General features: G+C 58.9%; 15 protein-coding genes. 7 read left to right on the forward strand and 8 right to left on the reverse strand.

Annotation, left to right across the window (positions count from 1 at the left end):
- Positions 1–49: 49 nt before the first annotated feature.
- Positions 50–235 (forward strand): hypothetical protein, encoded by a 186-nt coding sequence (locus NW815_RS01410; protein ID WP_011433765.1) that lies wholly within the window; start codon positions 50–52, stop codon positions 233–235.
- Between the two features lie 4 nt (positions 236–239).
- Here the strand turns inward: NW815_RS01410 and NW815_RS01415 are convergent, their stop codons facing one another.
- The 5 genes from NW815_RS01415 to NW815_RS01435 form a co-directional block, all read right to left on the reverse strand.
- A complete protein-coding gene (locus NW815_RS01415; RefSeq protein ID WP_414399170.1) occupies positions 240–725 on the reverse strand; it encodes a peroxiredoxin in 486 nt (161 codons plus the stop codon).
- A 214-nt stretch (positions 726–939) separates the two neighbouring features.
- Positions 940–1,476, reverse strand: coding sequence for an N-acetyltransferase family protein (locus NW815_RS01420; RefSeq protein WP_414415638.1), 537 nt, complete (start codon positions 1,474–1,476; stop codon positions 940–942).
- A 239-nt stretch (positions 1,477–1,715) separates the two neighbouring features.
- On the reverse strand, positions 1,716–1,874 hold the full coding sequence (locus NW815_RS01425) for a hypothetical protein (RefSeq protein WP_414329361.1): 159 nt from the start codon (positions 1,872–1,874) through the stop codon (positions 1,716–1,718).
- A gap of 824 nt (positions 1,875–2,698) precedes the next feature.
- On the reverse strand, positions 2,699–3,454 hold the full coding sequence (locus tag NW815_RS01430) for a precorrin-2 C(20)-methyltransferase (RefSeq protein ID WP_414388703.1): 756 nt from the start codon (positions 3,452–3,454) through the stop codon (positions 2,699–2,701).
- Positions 3,455–3,466: 12 nt separating this feature from the next.
- Entirely contained in the window at positions 3,467–3,880 is a 414-nt protein-coding gene (locus tag NW815_RS01435; protein ID WP_011433770.1) for an STAS domain-containing protein, read from the reverse strand.
- 296 nt (positions 3,881–4,176) lie between these two features.
- Between NW815_RS01435 and NW815_RS01440 the strand changes: the two genes are divergently transcribed.
- The gene (locus NW815_RS01440; RefSeq protein ID WP_414415639.1) at positions 4,177–8,988 is read left to right on the forward strand and encodes a translocation/assembly module TamB domain-containing protein; all 4,812 of its coding nucleotides are present in this window, start codon (positions 4,177–4,179) and stop codon (positions 8,986–8,988) included.
- Positions 8,989–9,068: 80 nt separating this feature from the next.
- Here the strand turns inward: NW815_RS01440 and NW815_RS01445 are convergent, their stop codons facing one another.
- Positions 9,069–9,371 (reverse strand): Mo-dependent nitrogenase C-terminal domain-containing protein, encoded by a 303-nt coding sequence (locus NW815_RS01445; protein ID WP_414389737.1) that lies wholly within the window; start codon positions 9,369–9,371, stop codon positions 9,069–9,071.
- A 652-nt stretch (positions 9,372–10,023) separates the two neighbouring features.
- Here NW815_RS01445 and bchB point away from each other — a divergent pair.
- The 4 genes from bchB to coaD all read left to right on the forward strand — a co-directional run bounded on the left by bchB (position 10,024) and on the right by coaD (position 13,519).
- On the forward strand, positions 10,024–11,556 hold the full coding sequence (gene bchB / locus NW815_RS01450) for a ferredoxin:protochlorophyllide reductase (ATP-dependent) subunit B (protein WP_414389739.1): 1,533 nt from the start codon (positions 10,024–10,026) through the stop codon (positions 11,554–11,556).
- Positions 11,557–11,612: 56 nt separating this feature from the next.
- A complete protein-coding gene (galE, locus tag NW815_RS01455; RefSeq protein WP_414389741.1) occupies positions 11,613–12,617 on the forward strand; it encodes a UDP-glucose 4-epimerase GalE in 1,005 nt (334 codons plus the stop codon).
- Positions 12,618–12,683: 66 nt separating this feature from the next.
- Positions 12,684–13,019 (forward strand): divalent-cation tolerance protein CutA, encoded by a 336-nt coding sequence (gene cutA / locus NW815_RS01460; RefSeq protein ID WP_414384006.1) that lies wholly within the window; start codon positions 12,684–12,686, stop codon positions 13,017–13,019.
- Positions 13,020–13,039: 20 nt separating this feature from the next.
- Complete coding sequence (gene coaD / locus NW815_RS01465; protein ID WP_011433776.1) at positions 13,040–13,519, forward strand: pantetheine-phosphate adenylyltransferase; 480 nt, start codon at positions 13,040–13,042, stop codon at positions 13,517–13,519.
- Positions 13,520–13,548: 29 nt separating this feature from the next.
- On the opposite strand, the gene NW815_RS01470 is transcribed toward coaD, so the two are convergent.
- On the reverse strand, positions 13,549–13,908 hold the full coding sequence (locus tag NW815_RS01470; protein ID WP_414344503.1) for a pentapeptide repeat-containing protein: 360 nt from the start codon (positions 13,906–13,908) through the stop codon (positions 13,549–13,551).
- Between the two features lie 487 nt (positions 13,909–14,395).
- On the opposite strand from NW815_RS01470, the gene NW815_RS01475 reads away from it, so the two are divergent.
- Positions 14,396–15,508 (forward strand): ATP-dependent 6-phosphofructokinase, encoded by a 1,113-nt coding sequence (locus tag NW815_RS01475; protein ID WP_414332294.1) that lies wholly within the window; start codon positions 14,396–14,398, stop codon positions 15,506–15,508.
- Here the strand turns inward: NW815_RS01475 and NW815_RS01480 are convergent.
- Positions 15,460–15,790: AtzH-like domain-containing protein (locus tag NW815_RS01480; RefSeq protein ID WP_414415640.1), on the reverse strand; the 331-nt coding region annotated here is incomplete at its 5' end. The two genes, NW815_RS01475 and NW815_RS01480, sit on opposite strands and share 49 nt — an antisense overlap.

A 15,790-nucleotide genomic window follows, 5' to 3' on the forward strand; every position in this document is an offset into this window, starting at 1 on the left:
TTCAGGAGAGTTCAGCGTGAATGTATCAGTCAATTAGGTCTCTGAAGCTATGGACGCCGCCGAAATTGCCGCCTTGAAAGAGCGCATCAAGCTAATCCGCGAACGCCGGCCAGCGGTAGCCAAGCTGTTGGAAAAGCCAGACTTGGGCAGCTTGCGCGTGGATGTCAACCAAGCGCTGGAGGAGATCGACGAGTTGCTCCACGAGTTTGAGCAGACTTTTGGCCCGGAAAGCTAGAGGGCTAGTTCCTGATAAGCTGCTGCAACTGGGCCAGAACCTCAGCGCTGTGGCGGCTGGGGTTTACAATTGGGTCGATTTCTCGCAAAATCCCCTCCGGGTCGATCAAGAACGTATTGCGCAGGGCAACATCGCCCATCCAGGAGCCGTAAGCTCGACTAACCGTACCATCGGGATCCGACAGCAAAGGAAACTGTAGCCCCTCTGCCGAGCAAAAGCGCCTGTGAGAGTCCACCGAGTCAGCGCTCACGCCCACAACCTGTGCCCCCATGGCCCGGAACTTGGGCAAATCTTGCTGAAAGCGGCGGGCCTCAATCGTACAGCCGGAAGTGAAGTCGCGGGGGTAAAAATACAACACCACCCACTCCCCCCGAAAATCCGCCAGCCGCCGTATTTGCCCGGCTTGATCTGGCAATGCGAACTCCGGTGCCGGAGAACCTATTGGCGGGAGAGGAGTAGTTCCCCATTGGGCCCAGGCAGGCTGAGTCATCCCAAAGCCCACAAGCAGGCCCACAACCAATCCCATGAGGTTTAACCAGCGCCAAACTCTGCCCACTTCCTTCACTGCCACTCTAGGACCTCTCTAAAACCCGATTTCTAGTTTACATAACTTTATAAAAGCTGAGTCCAGGACCTCGTCTCACCACCATGAAGCAAGCCGGCGGGGTGGGAATCTGCCAGCTCAATGTTGCCGATGGGCCAATTCAAGGTAACCACTTGCAGAGCAAAAGCTGCGGAGGGATCCCCAACCATCGCCAGAGTTGAGAGGTGCGTTCAATAGGGGTGTAGCGCAGTTGGGCGTACAGTTGCCGCGCGGGGAGATTGTCTTCCAATACGTGCAGATGCAAACAGCGGTAGCCCCACCCTTTCGCCACCCCTTCAGCACTGAGCAAAAGCAGACGAGCAATTCCTCGCCGCCGCCAGCCGGGCAGCACCGCCAAGTTGGAGAGGTAGGGATACTTCCCGTGGGCTGTGACCCGCAAAGAGATCTCGGCAGTGCCCACCACTTCGGATCCCACCGCAGCTGCCAGACAGCAGTAGTGGGGATCCCTTGCGGCCAGCCTGAGGCGCAACTCTTCGCGAATGCCCAGCTTGCGAATTGGGTAGATCCAGCGTTGCAGACCTGAGGGGGGATGAAAAACCTGGGCTAGAACTTCGGCCAAGGGATCCAGATCATTCGATGTAGCTGGGTAAACTACGGGGGAAGGCAACACAGGTTGAGATAGGGCAACCGCAAGCATTCTCCTTATTTTCCCAAACAACTTGCAAACAACAAAACAATAAGTGGTGACCCCCACGGGGAGCCACCACTGAACCGGTAGAACTTGGCCACAGGGAGGAAAACCACCCCTGCCGACGCGGACTAACCGCATCCAAGACTTAACTAAGACTTATTCAGTTGTCTTAACTTGTAGCTTTTTTTTCCAATTTCTAGGCCAGCGCCAGTGGCCGCTCCGACACCAGAATCCGACTCTGAGGTTTACGATGAGATCTCCAGATCGCTAAAATGGCAGGCTGAGCCGTTGATGCGATAGATATCATCCGTGATGGGCTGGTAACCCACTTCCACCAGATCGGACTTGGCAGGAGCAAATATGCGGATAATTGCTCTAGCAATCTTTGAGAGAAAGGTAAACATAGCAACCTCCTGAAAGTGAGAGTGAAACTATGAACTGAGAGAACCTCGAATTGCTAAAGCCCGCAGTCCTTGTCCCACTGAGCGCTGGTTCCGACTCGCAGAGCTTGCAGGTTGAGAGCACCTGAACCTGATCACCGATTTTCCCACCCTGACTCGCTCATGAATGGAGACTCAAAATAGCCGGCTGAGCTTGTTGATCTGGCAAAACCACTTTTATTTGAGGATTATTTGAGGAACACCTAGAGCGCTCTCTCACTTTCCCAGTGGCTTGTGCAGCAAGCCCAACCGCTATCTGCCTAACTCCCTTGTTCTGCTTCGAGGAAAACCTGTCGTAGGTACCAGGTGCCCTGCTGGGCGAGACAACCACTTCTCAGGAGAATCTGCCGAAGCAACGGATCGGAAGCTTGGATCAGAGCGTTGACCGACAGAGAACTTTGGAGAGAATTTTGGATTTGAGTCAGTCGAGAAGCGGTGCCTCGCGTTTGGGATGGGGATGAGATATTATCCTCCTCGCCTGAATCACTACATTCATAATCTAACCTATAGCCGATCTCTCCACCAAGGGCGGCAACCATTCTTAACAGGCTGGATCATTCCTTTAACTTGGTCTTTTCATCTCTTTTTGGTTCAGGTCAATGAGGGATCCCAGCATTCTGGATTCGGATTCCTCAGCCTCTTTCCGTCACAGGACACCTGATTTTTTGGGGAAACAAGCTGGCTCGGCGCGAGCCTTGAGCTAAACAGAAATAAACGCAAAAAAACAACAACCAACCCCTGCTTCGGGCTTAATCGCCGGAAGGAACTCATTCCCTATCCTAGAAAACTCATTCCAGCTGTAGCTCGTTTTCCAGGTTAAGAGAATCTTGATTTCGGGGCCGAGAACGCAGGATCAGCAGGGAAAAGTAGGGGGGCTGGTAGTCGGCCAGTCCTTCCAGGGTGGGGAAGAGGGTTTGCTGGGGCCAGCCGGCCCAGACCACCAAGCTGGCCTGTTGCAGCCAACCTCTTTCGGCCAGCCACTGCCAAACCTGAGGATAGACAGAGGCCACTTTCATGAGGACGACCACCTCAGCCCAGGCGCAAGCCTGCTCCAGTTCCGAGAGGGCGAACAGAGCCGGTAAAATCGCCAATTTCTCGGAGCCGAGCACCAAGGGGGATCCCAGGGCAGCAGCAGCGGCTAAGGGAGAGCACACCCCCGGTATGGCCTGGATGGGCAAGTTGGCGATCCGCTCCCGCAAAACTTGGGCCACGTAGGCGAAGGTGCTGTAGAGGCCCACGTCTCCCTCACAGATGAAGGCGACATCTTCTCCCCTTTCTAGGAGTGGGGCTAGTTGCTGGGCAGCCACTCGCCAGGCAGCTTGCAGGACTTCCGGCTGGGTGACAAAGGGCAGGCGAAGCGGCAAGAGGGTTTGTTCCGGTCGCAGCCAAGGGCGCACAATCTGATAGGCCAGGCCCGGCTGGCCGGCGGCATTTTGGGGACAGGCCACCCAGTTGACCGTGCTGAGGATGCGGGCTGCTTTGACCGTTATCCAGTCGGGATCCCCTGCTCCAGCACTGATCCCCCAAAAGGTTCCCAGACCCATACTTATTACGTATCAGGCGGTCTCTGTACTGCCCGTACTTCCTTCCTTCAGGCGATCCAAGGCTTCCTGCAAGGAGTTGCGCAAAGATAGGAACTTCTCCAGGCGCACCAGTTTCACCGTTTGGGTAATGCGGGGGTTGCTCACCACCTGAAAGATACCTGCGCGGCCCTGCACCAGCTTGGCCAATTGCACCAGGGCGCCGACGCCAGAGCTGTCGATGAAGTCGATCCCTGTCAAATCCAGGATCAGGTTAGGGGATCCCTCTTCCAGGTATTTGGTGACCACCTTAACAAAGACCGGCTCGGAAAAGGCATCCAGAAGGCCAGTCAGGTGAAAGACCTGGCAGTTTTCCAGCGCCTCGCGGCTGCCGCGCAAGCTGACCGTCAGAGATAGGGGTTCCGGAATGGCTCTTCTCCTTTCAACCATCTCGACAGAAGGGAACACCTGAGAGAGGCCCCAGGGTGGGTTCAATCTCGGGTGTGGAGATAGCTTAGCATCCCCGTTCTCCGCGGGAGACGGTATTTTTCCGCGGGGTCTTCGGGGGAATTACGCCTGGGAGCAGGGATCTCTTCTTTCTGTTCCCTCGTGGCAAGCCAGGAGTCCTTGGGTAGGATGGGGGCAACTGTGCCGGCAAGGTCGGCCCGCAGTGCACGAATGGCTTTTGGGAGCCTGTCAGGTTTTTAAGGGGTAGGCGGTTGGGAGAGGATCACCAAGATCCAAAGATGCAGCAGCAACGATTCAACCTTTCCCCCATCACTCTAGCTGGGGTGGGTTTGGGCTTGACGGCTGCCGCCTTTGGTGCCGCCTGGGGAACAGGGATCTACCTTCAAGATCACGTGCTGCCGCAGGTGGAAGCAACCCTCTCGCAAGCGATGCGCCGGCGCGTGGAATTGGGGGAGGTGAGGTTTCTGGCCCCCTGGCAGGTGAGTTTGGGAGAAAGCCGCATTGAGCATTTGGCCACCATCGGCTCCATCGACCTCAGCCCTGATTTCTGGACTTGGCTGCAGACGGGTCAGTGGGTGCTGAATGTTACCCTAAACCAGCCACAACTGCTGCTGATGGAAACGCTGGATCGCGGCTGGGCGGATGTGCAGTTTCAACTGCCCGAAGGGGAGGGATCCCTGCCTTTCCAGGGGCTGAATATTCGCTTGCGCCAGGGATCCCTGACGGCCATCCCTTTGGTGGGGGAGCGACGCCAGTTTGATCGGCTGCAGGGCCAGGTGCAGGTGTGGCTGACTCACAATGCCCCGCCAGGAGAGGAGGATCTTTTCGGGGGGCGGGCCAGTTTCCAGGCGACGGCACGGTTGCTCCCTCGGGAGGGGGAGGGGGGGTACCCCCTGCAGCTCAGGGGGGTGGCGGATTTTGCCCAGGCTTCCGGTTCGGTGACGCTTTCTGCGGCTCGTCTGCCTTTGGATCTCTTGCCCAGTGTGGTGCCGGCGGCCCCTTTTGCGGAGGTGCAGGGGGAAACTGGCTTGGATCTCCAGGTGCTCTGGCGGCGGGATCAACCGCTGGAGTTGACGGGGCAGGCCCAGGTTCAACAGGCTCGGCTGGATCTGGAGAGGTTGCCCCATCCTTTTGAAGAGGTGAAGGGCTCCGTTCGCTTTACCTTGCAGGGGCTGGAGCTGCAGGGAGTCAGCGGTCGTTTGGGTCAGCTTTCCTTCACAGAGCTGAAAGGCCCTGTGGACTGGAGCCAGGGGCAGGGGTTTGGTTTGCAGGCGGAACTGGTGCCGGCCAGTCTTCAACAGATCCAAGAGACGTTTGACGTGACTGGCCTGCCGGTGGCGGTGGAGGGGGTGGTGGGGGGATCCGTAACGGTCACCGGCCCCTTGGATCGGCCACAGATTCGGGGACAGTTGCGGGGGCTTTCGCCGGGGCGGGTGGATCGCCTGCCGGTGTCGGAGTATGCCTTTGGCTTCCACTTTGCGGATCAAACCTTGACTTTTGAGGCAATCGACCTAAGGGCGGCGGGGGGTCGCATTCAGGGATCCGGCCAATTGCAATGGGCTGCTGGCTTGGCGGGCCAGTTCCAACTGCAGGTGACGGGGATGGATGCGGAGCAGGTGCTGGCTTTCTACGGGGGAGACTTGCCGCGCCGGGGCGCTCTTCCTTGGGTGGGGCCGGTTTCCGCGCAAGTGCAGGTGACGCTGACGGGATCCCAACCTCAGGTAGAGGCCACCTGGGCAACCCAAGGGGGAGAGATCGCCGGAAGAGGGCAGCTCCAGCTCTTGCCAGAGGCTGACGGTTGGGTGGTGGAGGTGCCTCAGGCAGTCTTGGCTGTAGAAGGAGGGCAGGCGCAGGTGGCGGGGTGGTGGGCAGGAGGGCAAGTGCAAGCCCAGGTGAGCCCCCAGAATGTGCCGCTGGCTTTCTTTAACCCCCAATGGCCGGGATCCCTCTCAGGAGCCCTCACGGCGCAGGTGAACACGGCTGAGGTGTCGGAGCTGGGCTTTTTGGGGGCGCTGCGGGCGCAGGGCTCGGTGATCCTGTCGCAGCCTCTGGGAGAGGCAAGGGGCCAGGTGGCCTGGGATGGGGCGGGCCTAGTGATCCAAGAAGGTGAGATCTTGGCCGACGCAACTCGGCTGGCCGGCATACGGGGGCGGATCCCGGTGGATCCTCAAACCCTGCAGGTGGGATCCCTGGATCTGAGCTTTACCACCGACGGGATTACGCTGGCAGAAGTACCCGGCCTGCCGCCGCTGGTGAAAGGAGTGCTGCAGGGATCCGGCCAGATCCGCGGACCTCTGGACACCTTGCAGGTGACTGGCAAGGCGCAGTTGCGGGGCTTGCAGGTGGGAGATGTGGCCTTTGAAGACTTGGCCGGGCCCTTTCAGGGGTCTGTTCAGGGGACGGAAGTGGATCTGCGGGGGAAGCGGGATCGACTGGCGCTGCAGTTGGATCCCCAGTTTCAGCCTTTGCAGTTTCAGGTGCAGCGGGGCGAGGCGGAAATTCGCGGCCAACGCCGGCAAGAGGAGCTCCAGGTGGCAGTGAACCAGTTGCCTCTGGCTTTGCTGGGGGGGGTGGCTGCCGGGCCGTGGGCCAGCCTACAGGGGAACCTCGATGGGGAGGTGGCAGTTGACCTGGCAAGCGGCGCCGCCCAAGGACGGGCTGCGGTGGCGGATCTGCAGTTGGGAGGGATCGAAGTACGGGGCTTTTCGGTGGATTTCGACTACCACGCTGGTAATGGTTCTCCTCGCCTAGAGATCGCCCAAGCTCAACTGGATTTGTTTGAGAGCACCTACACCGCTAGCGGCACCCTGGAGCTGCCGGCGGATCCCCTCCAGGGCGGTTTGGAGTCTACTCCAGAGGTTTCCGTTCCTCAAATTAACCTAGAGATCAGCACCCGCCAGGGCCGCCTGGAAGACATCGTCTCTGCCTTTAAGTGGCGGCAGTGGCAAGACATCACCACTCGCGGCTTCCGGCGGCCCCCCTTGGGCCCTGCCTCGGCGTTAAAGACCGACCCGGTCGGTTTGCCCAACCATCCTCTCCTGGAGCAGCTGGAGTACTATGCCCAGATCTTGGCCGTCCACCTGGAGACCTTGGCCAGCCGCATGGATCCGCTGTTCGCGTCAGCGGTGCGGAGCACTTTCCCGCCGCCCACAAGTCTGCGAGGGGAATTCCAAGCCAGCGTTAGCCTGGTCGGCAGCCTCAACCGGCCTAGCGTCAGCTTTTACCTTGAGGGCCAGAATTGGCAGGCAGAGGAGTTTGGCATCGAAAGCCTTACTGCCAGGGGCAGCCTGGCTGGAGATGCAATGGTGTTGGAGCCGCTGCGGTTGCGCAGTGGCGAACGTCAAGCCCTTTTTGTGGGCAAGCTGGGCATAGAGGAACAGTCGGGATCCTTGCAAATCCAAGGATTGCCTCTGGCTTTGCTGGACCGCTTCCTGCCAGAGGAGCTGGAGCTGCAGGGGGATCTCAACCTGGACGTGGAGCTGGCCGGCAACCTGCGGGATCCCCATGCCCGCGGATCCCTGACAGTGGTCAACGCCCAGATCAACCAGGTGCCGCTGCGGGAGGTGGGAGGACAATTTGACTACCAGCGGGGGCAGCTGCGCCTGGACGGCGCCCTGCTGGCCAATGGTGACGAACCCATTCGCCTCTTTGGCCTGGTGCCCTACACCCTGCCCTTTGCCGAGGTGCGGGCCGAATCCGACCAGATCGACCTCACCCTGCAAGCCAAGCATGGCGGTCTGCGCCTGATCAACCTCTTCACCGACCAGGTGCGCTGGGAAGGCGGCCAAAGCCAACTGGAGCTGGCCATCCGCGGCACCTTGCGAGAGCCCAGCCTGCAGGGGAACTTGAGCGTCAACTCGGGGATCCTCAAGCTGGCAGCCCTGCCGGAGCCCATTACCGACCTCACAGGCCAGATCGCCTTTAACCTCAATCAGCTGCAAGTCCAGGAGCTGCGGGGACAGTTGGGGGGTGGATCCCTTTTGGCTGAAGGCTTTTTGCCCGTCAACTCTCGCGGTGCCCTGCAGATGGACGAAACCTCGCCACCCTTAACTCTGCAACTCCAAGGGATCCAGCTCAACCTGCCCAGCCTCTACACTGGCCATCTGGACGGCGAGGTGGCTGTCAGAGGGCTGCTTCTGCAACCTTTGCTCGAGGGGCGGCTGGAGGTTTCTCAAGGGATCGTGGATGTCAGCCCCCGCCGGGCAGAACCTGAGGCCGCAACAGCTGCCGCCGGCTCGACTTCGCCGGATCCCTTCTGGCAGCCGCGGCTCAACGGACTGGAGCTGGTCTTGGGGCCAGGGATCGGCGTGCAGCGTCCCAATCTGTTTGAATTCAATGCTGCCGGCACCTTGCGCCTGTTTGGCACTCCCCAGGATCTGCGCCCAGCGGGCACCATTGCCCTAGAGCGAGGCCGCGTCAACCTGCCCCTTGCCAACTTTCGCCTGGATCGCTCCCGCTCCAATACCGCCACTTTTGACCTAGACAACCCCTTCGATCCCTTCCTGAACCTGCGCTTGATGACCCAGGCCATCGAGGTCTATCGCTTTCCTCAAGAGCTCTCCCCCTTTGACACCAACCGCAACCTGCCGGGATCCCAGCAGAGCATCGAGATTTTCGCCACGGTCAACGGGCGGGCCAGCCAGCTGGCTGAGGCGGATCCCCGCAACGGGGTTCTGGCCCTTTCCAGCAGCCCCAGCCGCTCCCCCGAAGAGATCGTCGCCCTCCTGGGAGGCACAGCTCTGGCCCGCCTCAACCCCGAAGCGGGAGTGGCCGGCCTGGCCGGAACTGCCTTGCTCAACGATGTGCTGGACACGCTGCGGGACACCCTGGGCCTAGACGAGGTGCGCATTAGCCCCGTCCCCCAGGTCGATACCCGCGCTGCCAACCGCTCCTCGATAGGGCTAGCGCTGGAGGTGGCCCGCGATCTGGGGCCAGCCACTTCCATCTCGGTGCAGCGCAACCTAACGGATCCCTTTCAGCCCACCCGCTACAGCGCCCGCTACCGCCTCAACGAGCAAACCCTCACCCGCGCCAGCACCGACCTCGAGGGCAACAATGTCATTTCCATCGAGTTTGAGACCCGCTTCTAATGGGATCCGCTCCGGAGTTTGGCAGCAGGCTTTGGATGGCCAGGGATCCCTTGAAAAAAGATTTAGTGGAAAAAGCTGCCTTACAGGTAACGGCTAATGTCTTCTCCTCGCTCCGCCAAAAACGACAAGGCCCGGAAGCGCAGCCCTGCCACCTGGTCGTAGAGGGGGTTGAGCTTACACATGGGCGGAATGTGCATCACCCTATGGCCAAACAGCACCACATCTCGCTCAAAGGGGCAGCGGGCCGGGATCCACCGGCAAAGGAAATGGGCCAAGCGTGGATCGCGGATGCTAAAGTTATCCATAGCCGATTGAATGGGACGCAACGGAGCCTGCAACCAGTCGCGCAGGCGACCCGTGGACTTGAAAAGCACAGAAGTCATGGAACCAGGCAGCTCCTGAGGAGCTTTGCGAGCACGTTGCCAAGAAATCGTTGTGGAACCCATAAGCTTTCACCTCAACCTTTGAAGAAGCAGCAGCCTTTGGTCGGTTACGGCGCGCAAAATTACTAGCCATCGACAATTCTCTGTGTCGAGCTTGTATTCAGGGAAACATTAGCCATCTCTCTTCCCTCTGTTAGTCTGCCTTCTCCAACGGAAAGCTTGCTTCTGTAAACAAGAATCTCTGCTCAACGTTGTAGAGCTACATGTTTTGTCTCCAAAAGTTAACATGTAACGAAAACTACAAAAACTCCTCTGCTCTTGCCTGCTAGCCGATTCACCTGTCAGGATCCCTGAAGTTCCCCAGCTTGGGCTCTGGAGCCAGATGGGTATCCATCGCTCCTATTTCTAGGATGGAACAAGCCCTTTGGGCGGAGTAGAGGGATCCCCGTAATCACACTTGCCTTGGCAGGGTTGTTTTTCTTTTGATCGAGTTTGGCTTGGGAGCGTCTCGGTTGGGAGTTACGGAGGATAACAGCCAAGGGATGCCGGCTGCTGAGCGTTCTACAATGCCAGGAGAGATTCCCAGCGGGTGCACATCCGGCGGTGGGTTGGGATCCTTGATTTTGTCTCTGGCTTTCTTGAGAGGCTGCCCATGAAATTGGCCTATTGGATGTACGCTGGCCCTGCCCATATCGGCACGCTGCGGGTGGCCAGCTCTTTCAAAAACGTTCACAGCATCATGCACGCCCCCCTTGGGGACGACTACTTCAACGTGATGCGTTCCATGTTGGAGCGAGAGCGGGATTTTACTCCGGTAACCACCAGCGTCGTTGACCGGCAGGTGTTGGCGCGGGGATCCGACGAAAAGGTGATTCGCAACATCGTCCGCAAAGACGGCGAGGAGCAGCCGGATCTGATCGTCGTCACCCCCACCTGCACCTCTAGCATTTTGCAGGAAGATCTGCATCACTTTGTCCGGCAGGCCCAGTTGGCCAGTCGCTGCGATGTGGTGCTGGCAGATGTCAACCACTACCGGGTTAACGAATTGCAGGCAGCGGATCGCACCCTGCAGCAGATTGTGGAGTTCTATATCACCAAAGCTCGCAAAAGCGGGGAGTTAGACGGCCTGCCCCAAAAGACGGAGCGGCCTTCCTGTAACATCCTTGGCATTTCCACCCTAGGGTTTCACAATGCCCATGATCTGCGGGAGCTGAAGGTGCTGCTGCGGGATCTGGGGATCCAGCTCAACCTGGTGATCCCGCAAGGGGCCAGTGTCCACGATCTCAAACACCTGGGGCGGGCTTGGTTTAATGTGGTGCCCTACCGGGAGCTGGGGCCGATGACAGCTCGCTATCTGCAGCAGGAATTCGGCATGCCTTACATTGAGATCACCCCGATGGGGGTGGTGGAAACGGCCCGCTTCATCCGCCAGATCCAGCAGATCCTAAACGAGCAAGGGATCCCTGTCGATTATGAAGCCTACATCCAGGAGCAAACGCTGCACATTTCCCAAGCGGCCTGGTTTTCCCGCTCCATCGACTGCCAAAACCTAACCGGCAAAAAAGCGGTGGTCTTCGGGGATTCCACCCACGCGGCGGCCATCACCAAAATCCTGGCCCGCGAGATGGGGATCCACGTGGTGTGGGCGGGCAGCTATTGCACCTACGATGGGGAGTGGTTCCAGGCAGAGGTGGGAGGGTATTGCGATCAGATCTTGATGACGGAGGATCACACCCGCGTGGCGAATGCGATTGCCCAGGCGGAACCTGCTGCGATTTTCGGCACCCAGATGGAGCGGCATGTGGGCAAACGGCTGCGGATCCCTTGTGGGGTCATCTCGGCCCCCATCCACGTGCAGGATTTCCCTATCGGCTACCGGCCCTTTTTGGGCTATGAGGGCGCCAACCAAATTGTGGACTTGATCTACAACTCCTTTACCCTGGGCATGGAAGATCACCTGTTGGAGATCTTCGGTGGCCACGACACCAAGGAGGTGATTCACAAGAGCCTGAGCGCCGATTCCGACCTCATCTGGACGCGGGAAGCCCAGGCGGAGCTGAACAAGGTGCCCGGCTTTGTGCGCGGCAAGGTTAAACGCAACACCGAAAAATTTGCCCGCGAACGAGGCTTGACCGAGATCAGTGTGGAGGTCATGTACGCCGCCAAAGAAGCTTTTGGAGCTTGAAGGGATCCCGTTGACAACCTTTACCCTGGGTTGGATCTTCCATCTGACGTTTGCCTATGCGTCTCCTGGTTACCGGCGGGGCGGGCTACATCGGCAGCCACACCTGCAAAGCTCTGGCGGCCTCTGGCCATCTGCCCATCACTTACGACAACTTGGTTTACGGGCACCCCTGGGCAGTTCGCTGGGGGCCGTTGGAGATTGGGGATCTCGCCGACCGGAAGCGGCTTGATCAAGTCATCCAACACTATCGCCCGGAAGGGGTGATCCACTTTGCCGCCTATGCCTATGTGGGCGAGTCGGTCAAGGATCCCGGCAAATACTACCGCAACAATGTGGCCGGATCCCTGAACTTGCTGGAGGCCATGCGGGATCACGGGATCCCTTACCTGGTGTTCTCCAGCACCTGTGCCACTTACGGGGTGCCAGAGCGGATCCCTATTCCCGAAAGTCATCCGCAACGTCCCATCAACCCCTACGGCCAGAGCAAGCTAATGGTAGAGCAGATCTTGCGAGATTTCCAGGTTGCCCACGGGATCCGATCCATTAGCCTGCGCTACTTCAATGCCGCCGGAGCCGATCCCGATGGCGAAATTGGGGAGGCCCATGACCCGGAAACCCACTTGATCCCCTTGGTGTTGGAGGTCGCCGGCGGCCAACGTCCCCACATCACGGTCTTTGGAGAGGACTACGATACCCCCGATGGCACCTGTATCCGAGACTACATCCATGTCACCGACCTGGCGCAAGCCCACGTGTTGGCAATAGAAGCGCTGGCCTCTGGCCGGCCCATACAACCAGCCTACAACCTGGGCAATGGCCAAGGCTTTTCCGTCAAAGAGGTCATTGCCACCGCAGCAGCCGTGACCGGAAGACAGATCCCCATGCAAATGGGAGCGCGCCGCCCTGGGGATCCCCCGCGCTTGGTGGGCGATGCCGGCGCCATCCTTCGCGATCTCAACTGGAAACCTCTCTACACCGACCTGGCCGAGATCATTCAAACTGCCTGGCGCTGGCACCAGAAGCGACCCTACTTTGGGAAAGCCAAGCCCTCGGTGAGCTAGGAACGCCTAGCCCGGCGGGCGATAGGATAGGGAGAAACCGCCCGGCTAACAACTTCCCCGCCCCGCATGGACGACAAGATCACACCCGATACCCTCGCGGTTGTCATGACCACGGTGGGATCCGAAACCGAGGCCCATCGCTTGGCTCATACCTTGGTGGCCGAACGTTATGTGGCCTGTGCCCAGGTCTTGCCCGGGATCACGTCCTACTATCGCTGGCAGGGATCCCTGCAGGCCGATGCCGAGTTCCTCATCCTGCTCAAATTGCCCGCAACTGCCTATCCCCGCCTGGAACAACGGCTGCGAGAGCTGCACCCCTACGCTGAGCCCGAGATCCTGGCTCTGGCAGCCACTCAAGTGAGCACAACCTATTTGGCTTGGGCCCGAGACCAGGTAGGCTAGGGAATAGTGCACAGTTGGCCATGATCGCCCTCTACCCCGGCAGCTTCGACCCGATTACCCTTGGGCATCTCGATGTTATCGAGCGAGCCAGTCGTCTCTTTTCTAAGGTGATTGTCGCCGTCTTGAAAAACCCCAACAAAACCCCTCTGTTCAGCCCAGAGCAGCGGCAAGCCCAGATTAGCCTGTCCACGGCCCATCTCAAAAATGTTGAGGTTGATACGTTTTCAGGTCTGACGGTGGCCTACGCCCGTCAACGGGGGGCAAAGGTGATCGTGCGCGGCTTGCGAGTCTTGTCGGACTTCGATGTGGAGCTGCAAATGGCCCACACCAACAAGCTTTTGGCTCCCGAACTGGAAACCTTGTTCCTTGCCACCGCCAGCGAGCACAGTTTTGTCAGCAGCAGCCTGGTGAAGGAGGTCGCCAAGCTGGGCGGCCCCATCGATCATCTGGTGCCCGCTCCGGTGATTCGAGATTTGCGGGAGCGCTTTCCCTTGGCCTGAGGGCTCAGGGATCCCCTCTCCTTCCCCAATCAGAACTCAAAGGGCTGCATCCCTGCCGTCACCGGATCAAACCCCACCGGGAAGCAGGTGCTGTGATTGTAGAGGGATCCCCTCAAATTGGCCCCTTCCAAGCAGGCTCCCTCAAGGTCGGCATAGCGCAGGTCGGCACAGCGCAGATCAGCCTTCGCCAGATTGCTGCCCCGCAGGTTGGCGTAGCGCAGGTTAGCCCCATGCAAATCGGATCCCTCGAGATTGGCCCCTCGCAGATCGACCCCCCTCAAGAAGGCATACTCCAAGCAGGACTGGGGAAAATGGCGCTCTCCCCGCTGGTAGCGGCTGAGCAACTCTGAGGCCCCTTGTAGAGCACACTGGGCAATGGTTTGAGTCATGGTACTGCTCCCAAATCAGACTGGATGCCTTATCTCTATCCTCATCCCTATCATCGGGTTGACCAGGTTTTGATCATCCCTGCTTAACAAATAATTTCAGTTTGTGAGTGGATTGTTGCCCCCAAGTTTTTTTGGAAAGATCTATCCTCAGAGATATAGAAGTCTTTCCTAATCGGCAGCTTGTGCGGCAATGTTTCTTAATTCTTTTTGTGAAGAATACTTAACGGCTGGGCTTGATCGCCAACTCCAAGCCCCACCGGGAGCGCAAGCTGACCTGATCTTGCTGGGTTGTATGGATCCCTCAATTTCTTCTTTTTCAGCACTCCCCCAACCAGAAGGTGTTTCTCCAGAGCTGATTGAACCAAGATAATTGGGATAATGATCGACTGGATCACATCCGTAGTTTGCGATTGAGTAGGGATTCTCTGCAAGCGATATAGACCCTTATCTCTGTTCAGGATGTTCACCTTTCTTTAACTAGAGCTCTATGCCCAAACGTAAGCGAATCGGGATCCTCACCAGCGGCGGCGATTGTGGCGGCCTCAACGCCGTGATTCGAGCGGTGGTGCGGCGGGCCCGCGACTACGACATGGAAGTTTATGGCATCAAAGATGCGACGGCAGGGCTCATGGCTCGACCAGTGGAGGCGGAGCTGCTGGATGTGAAGCGGGTTTCCGGCATTTTGCGCTACGGCGGCACCATCTTGGGCACCGTGAACAAAGGCAACCCCTTCGCCTACCCTATGCCCGATGGCAGCTTGGTGGATCGCTCGGCAGAGGTGATCACCGGCTACCACCGGCTTGGGTTGGATGCGCTGATCGGGGTGGGGGGGGATGGCAGCTTGGCCATTCTCCGGCAACTGGCCCTGCAGGGGGATTGGAACTTTGTCGGGATCCCCAAGACCATCGACAACGATGTCGGTGCCACCGAGTACTCGGTGGGGTTCAACACGGCTTTGAGCGTGGCTGTGGAAGCTCTAGATCAGCTCACCTACACGGCCATCAGCCACAGCCGAGTCATGGTCATGGAGGTGATGGGGCGGGATGCTGGCCACATTGCCATCAGCGCTGGCATTGCCGGGGGGGCGCATGTGATTTTGATCCCGGAAATTCCCTACAAGCTGGAGAATGTCTGCAAAAGAATCCGCGACCGCAAAGAGCGGGGCAATAACTTCAGCATCGTGGTGGTGGCAGAGGCGGTTCGCACCGAGTCGGGGGAGCCGGTGACCCACACCAACAGCCTGGGGCAGTCTCTCTACGGCGGCATTGGCCATTACATCGGCAATGAGATCGCCCTGCGCACCGGCATCGAGACGCGGGTTATGGTTTTGGGCCACCTGCAGCGGGGAGGTACGCCTTCTCCTCTGGATCGCCTGCTGGGAGCAGCCTTTGGGGTGGCTGCTGTGGACTTGATCGCCCAAGGCAAATACGACCGCATGGTGGCCTGGCAAAATCGGCGGGTGGTGGATGTACCCCTGGCAGAGGCCATCTCCCAGTATCGGCGGGTGGAGGTGGACGGGGCTTTGATCGCCACAGCCATTGGCTTGAATACCTATGTGGGCGAGGTGGATCCGCAGCTTTTGCGCAGCATTTCCCCCTGATCTTCCGGCAAAAACGACACGTGGGCAGAGACAATCTTCCAGCCGATATCGGGGAACCTGTACCACATCTGGCTTTGGCGGCCCAAGCGAGGGATCCCGTTCACCAGGCGGCGAAACTCTGAGGTGACCGAGCCGCAATCCGCCCCAAAGGTGACTACCTGCAAACGCAGCATCTCGCGGGCCAAATTCGTGGGAGGACGCCGTTGGCGAAAAGCCTTGATCTCGTCTCCCCCGTAGAGATTTTCCCCCACACCAAAGCGCACCACCGGGGGGCCATCCCAA

Origin of the sequence: Synechococcus sp. R6-7, assembly GCF_047461695.1 — a bacterium.
Taxonomy (GTDB): domain Bacteria; phylum Cyanobacteriota; class Cyanobacteriia; order Thermostichales; family Thermostichaceae; genus Thermostichus.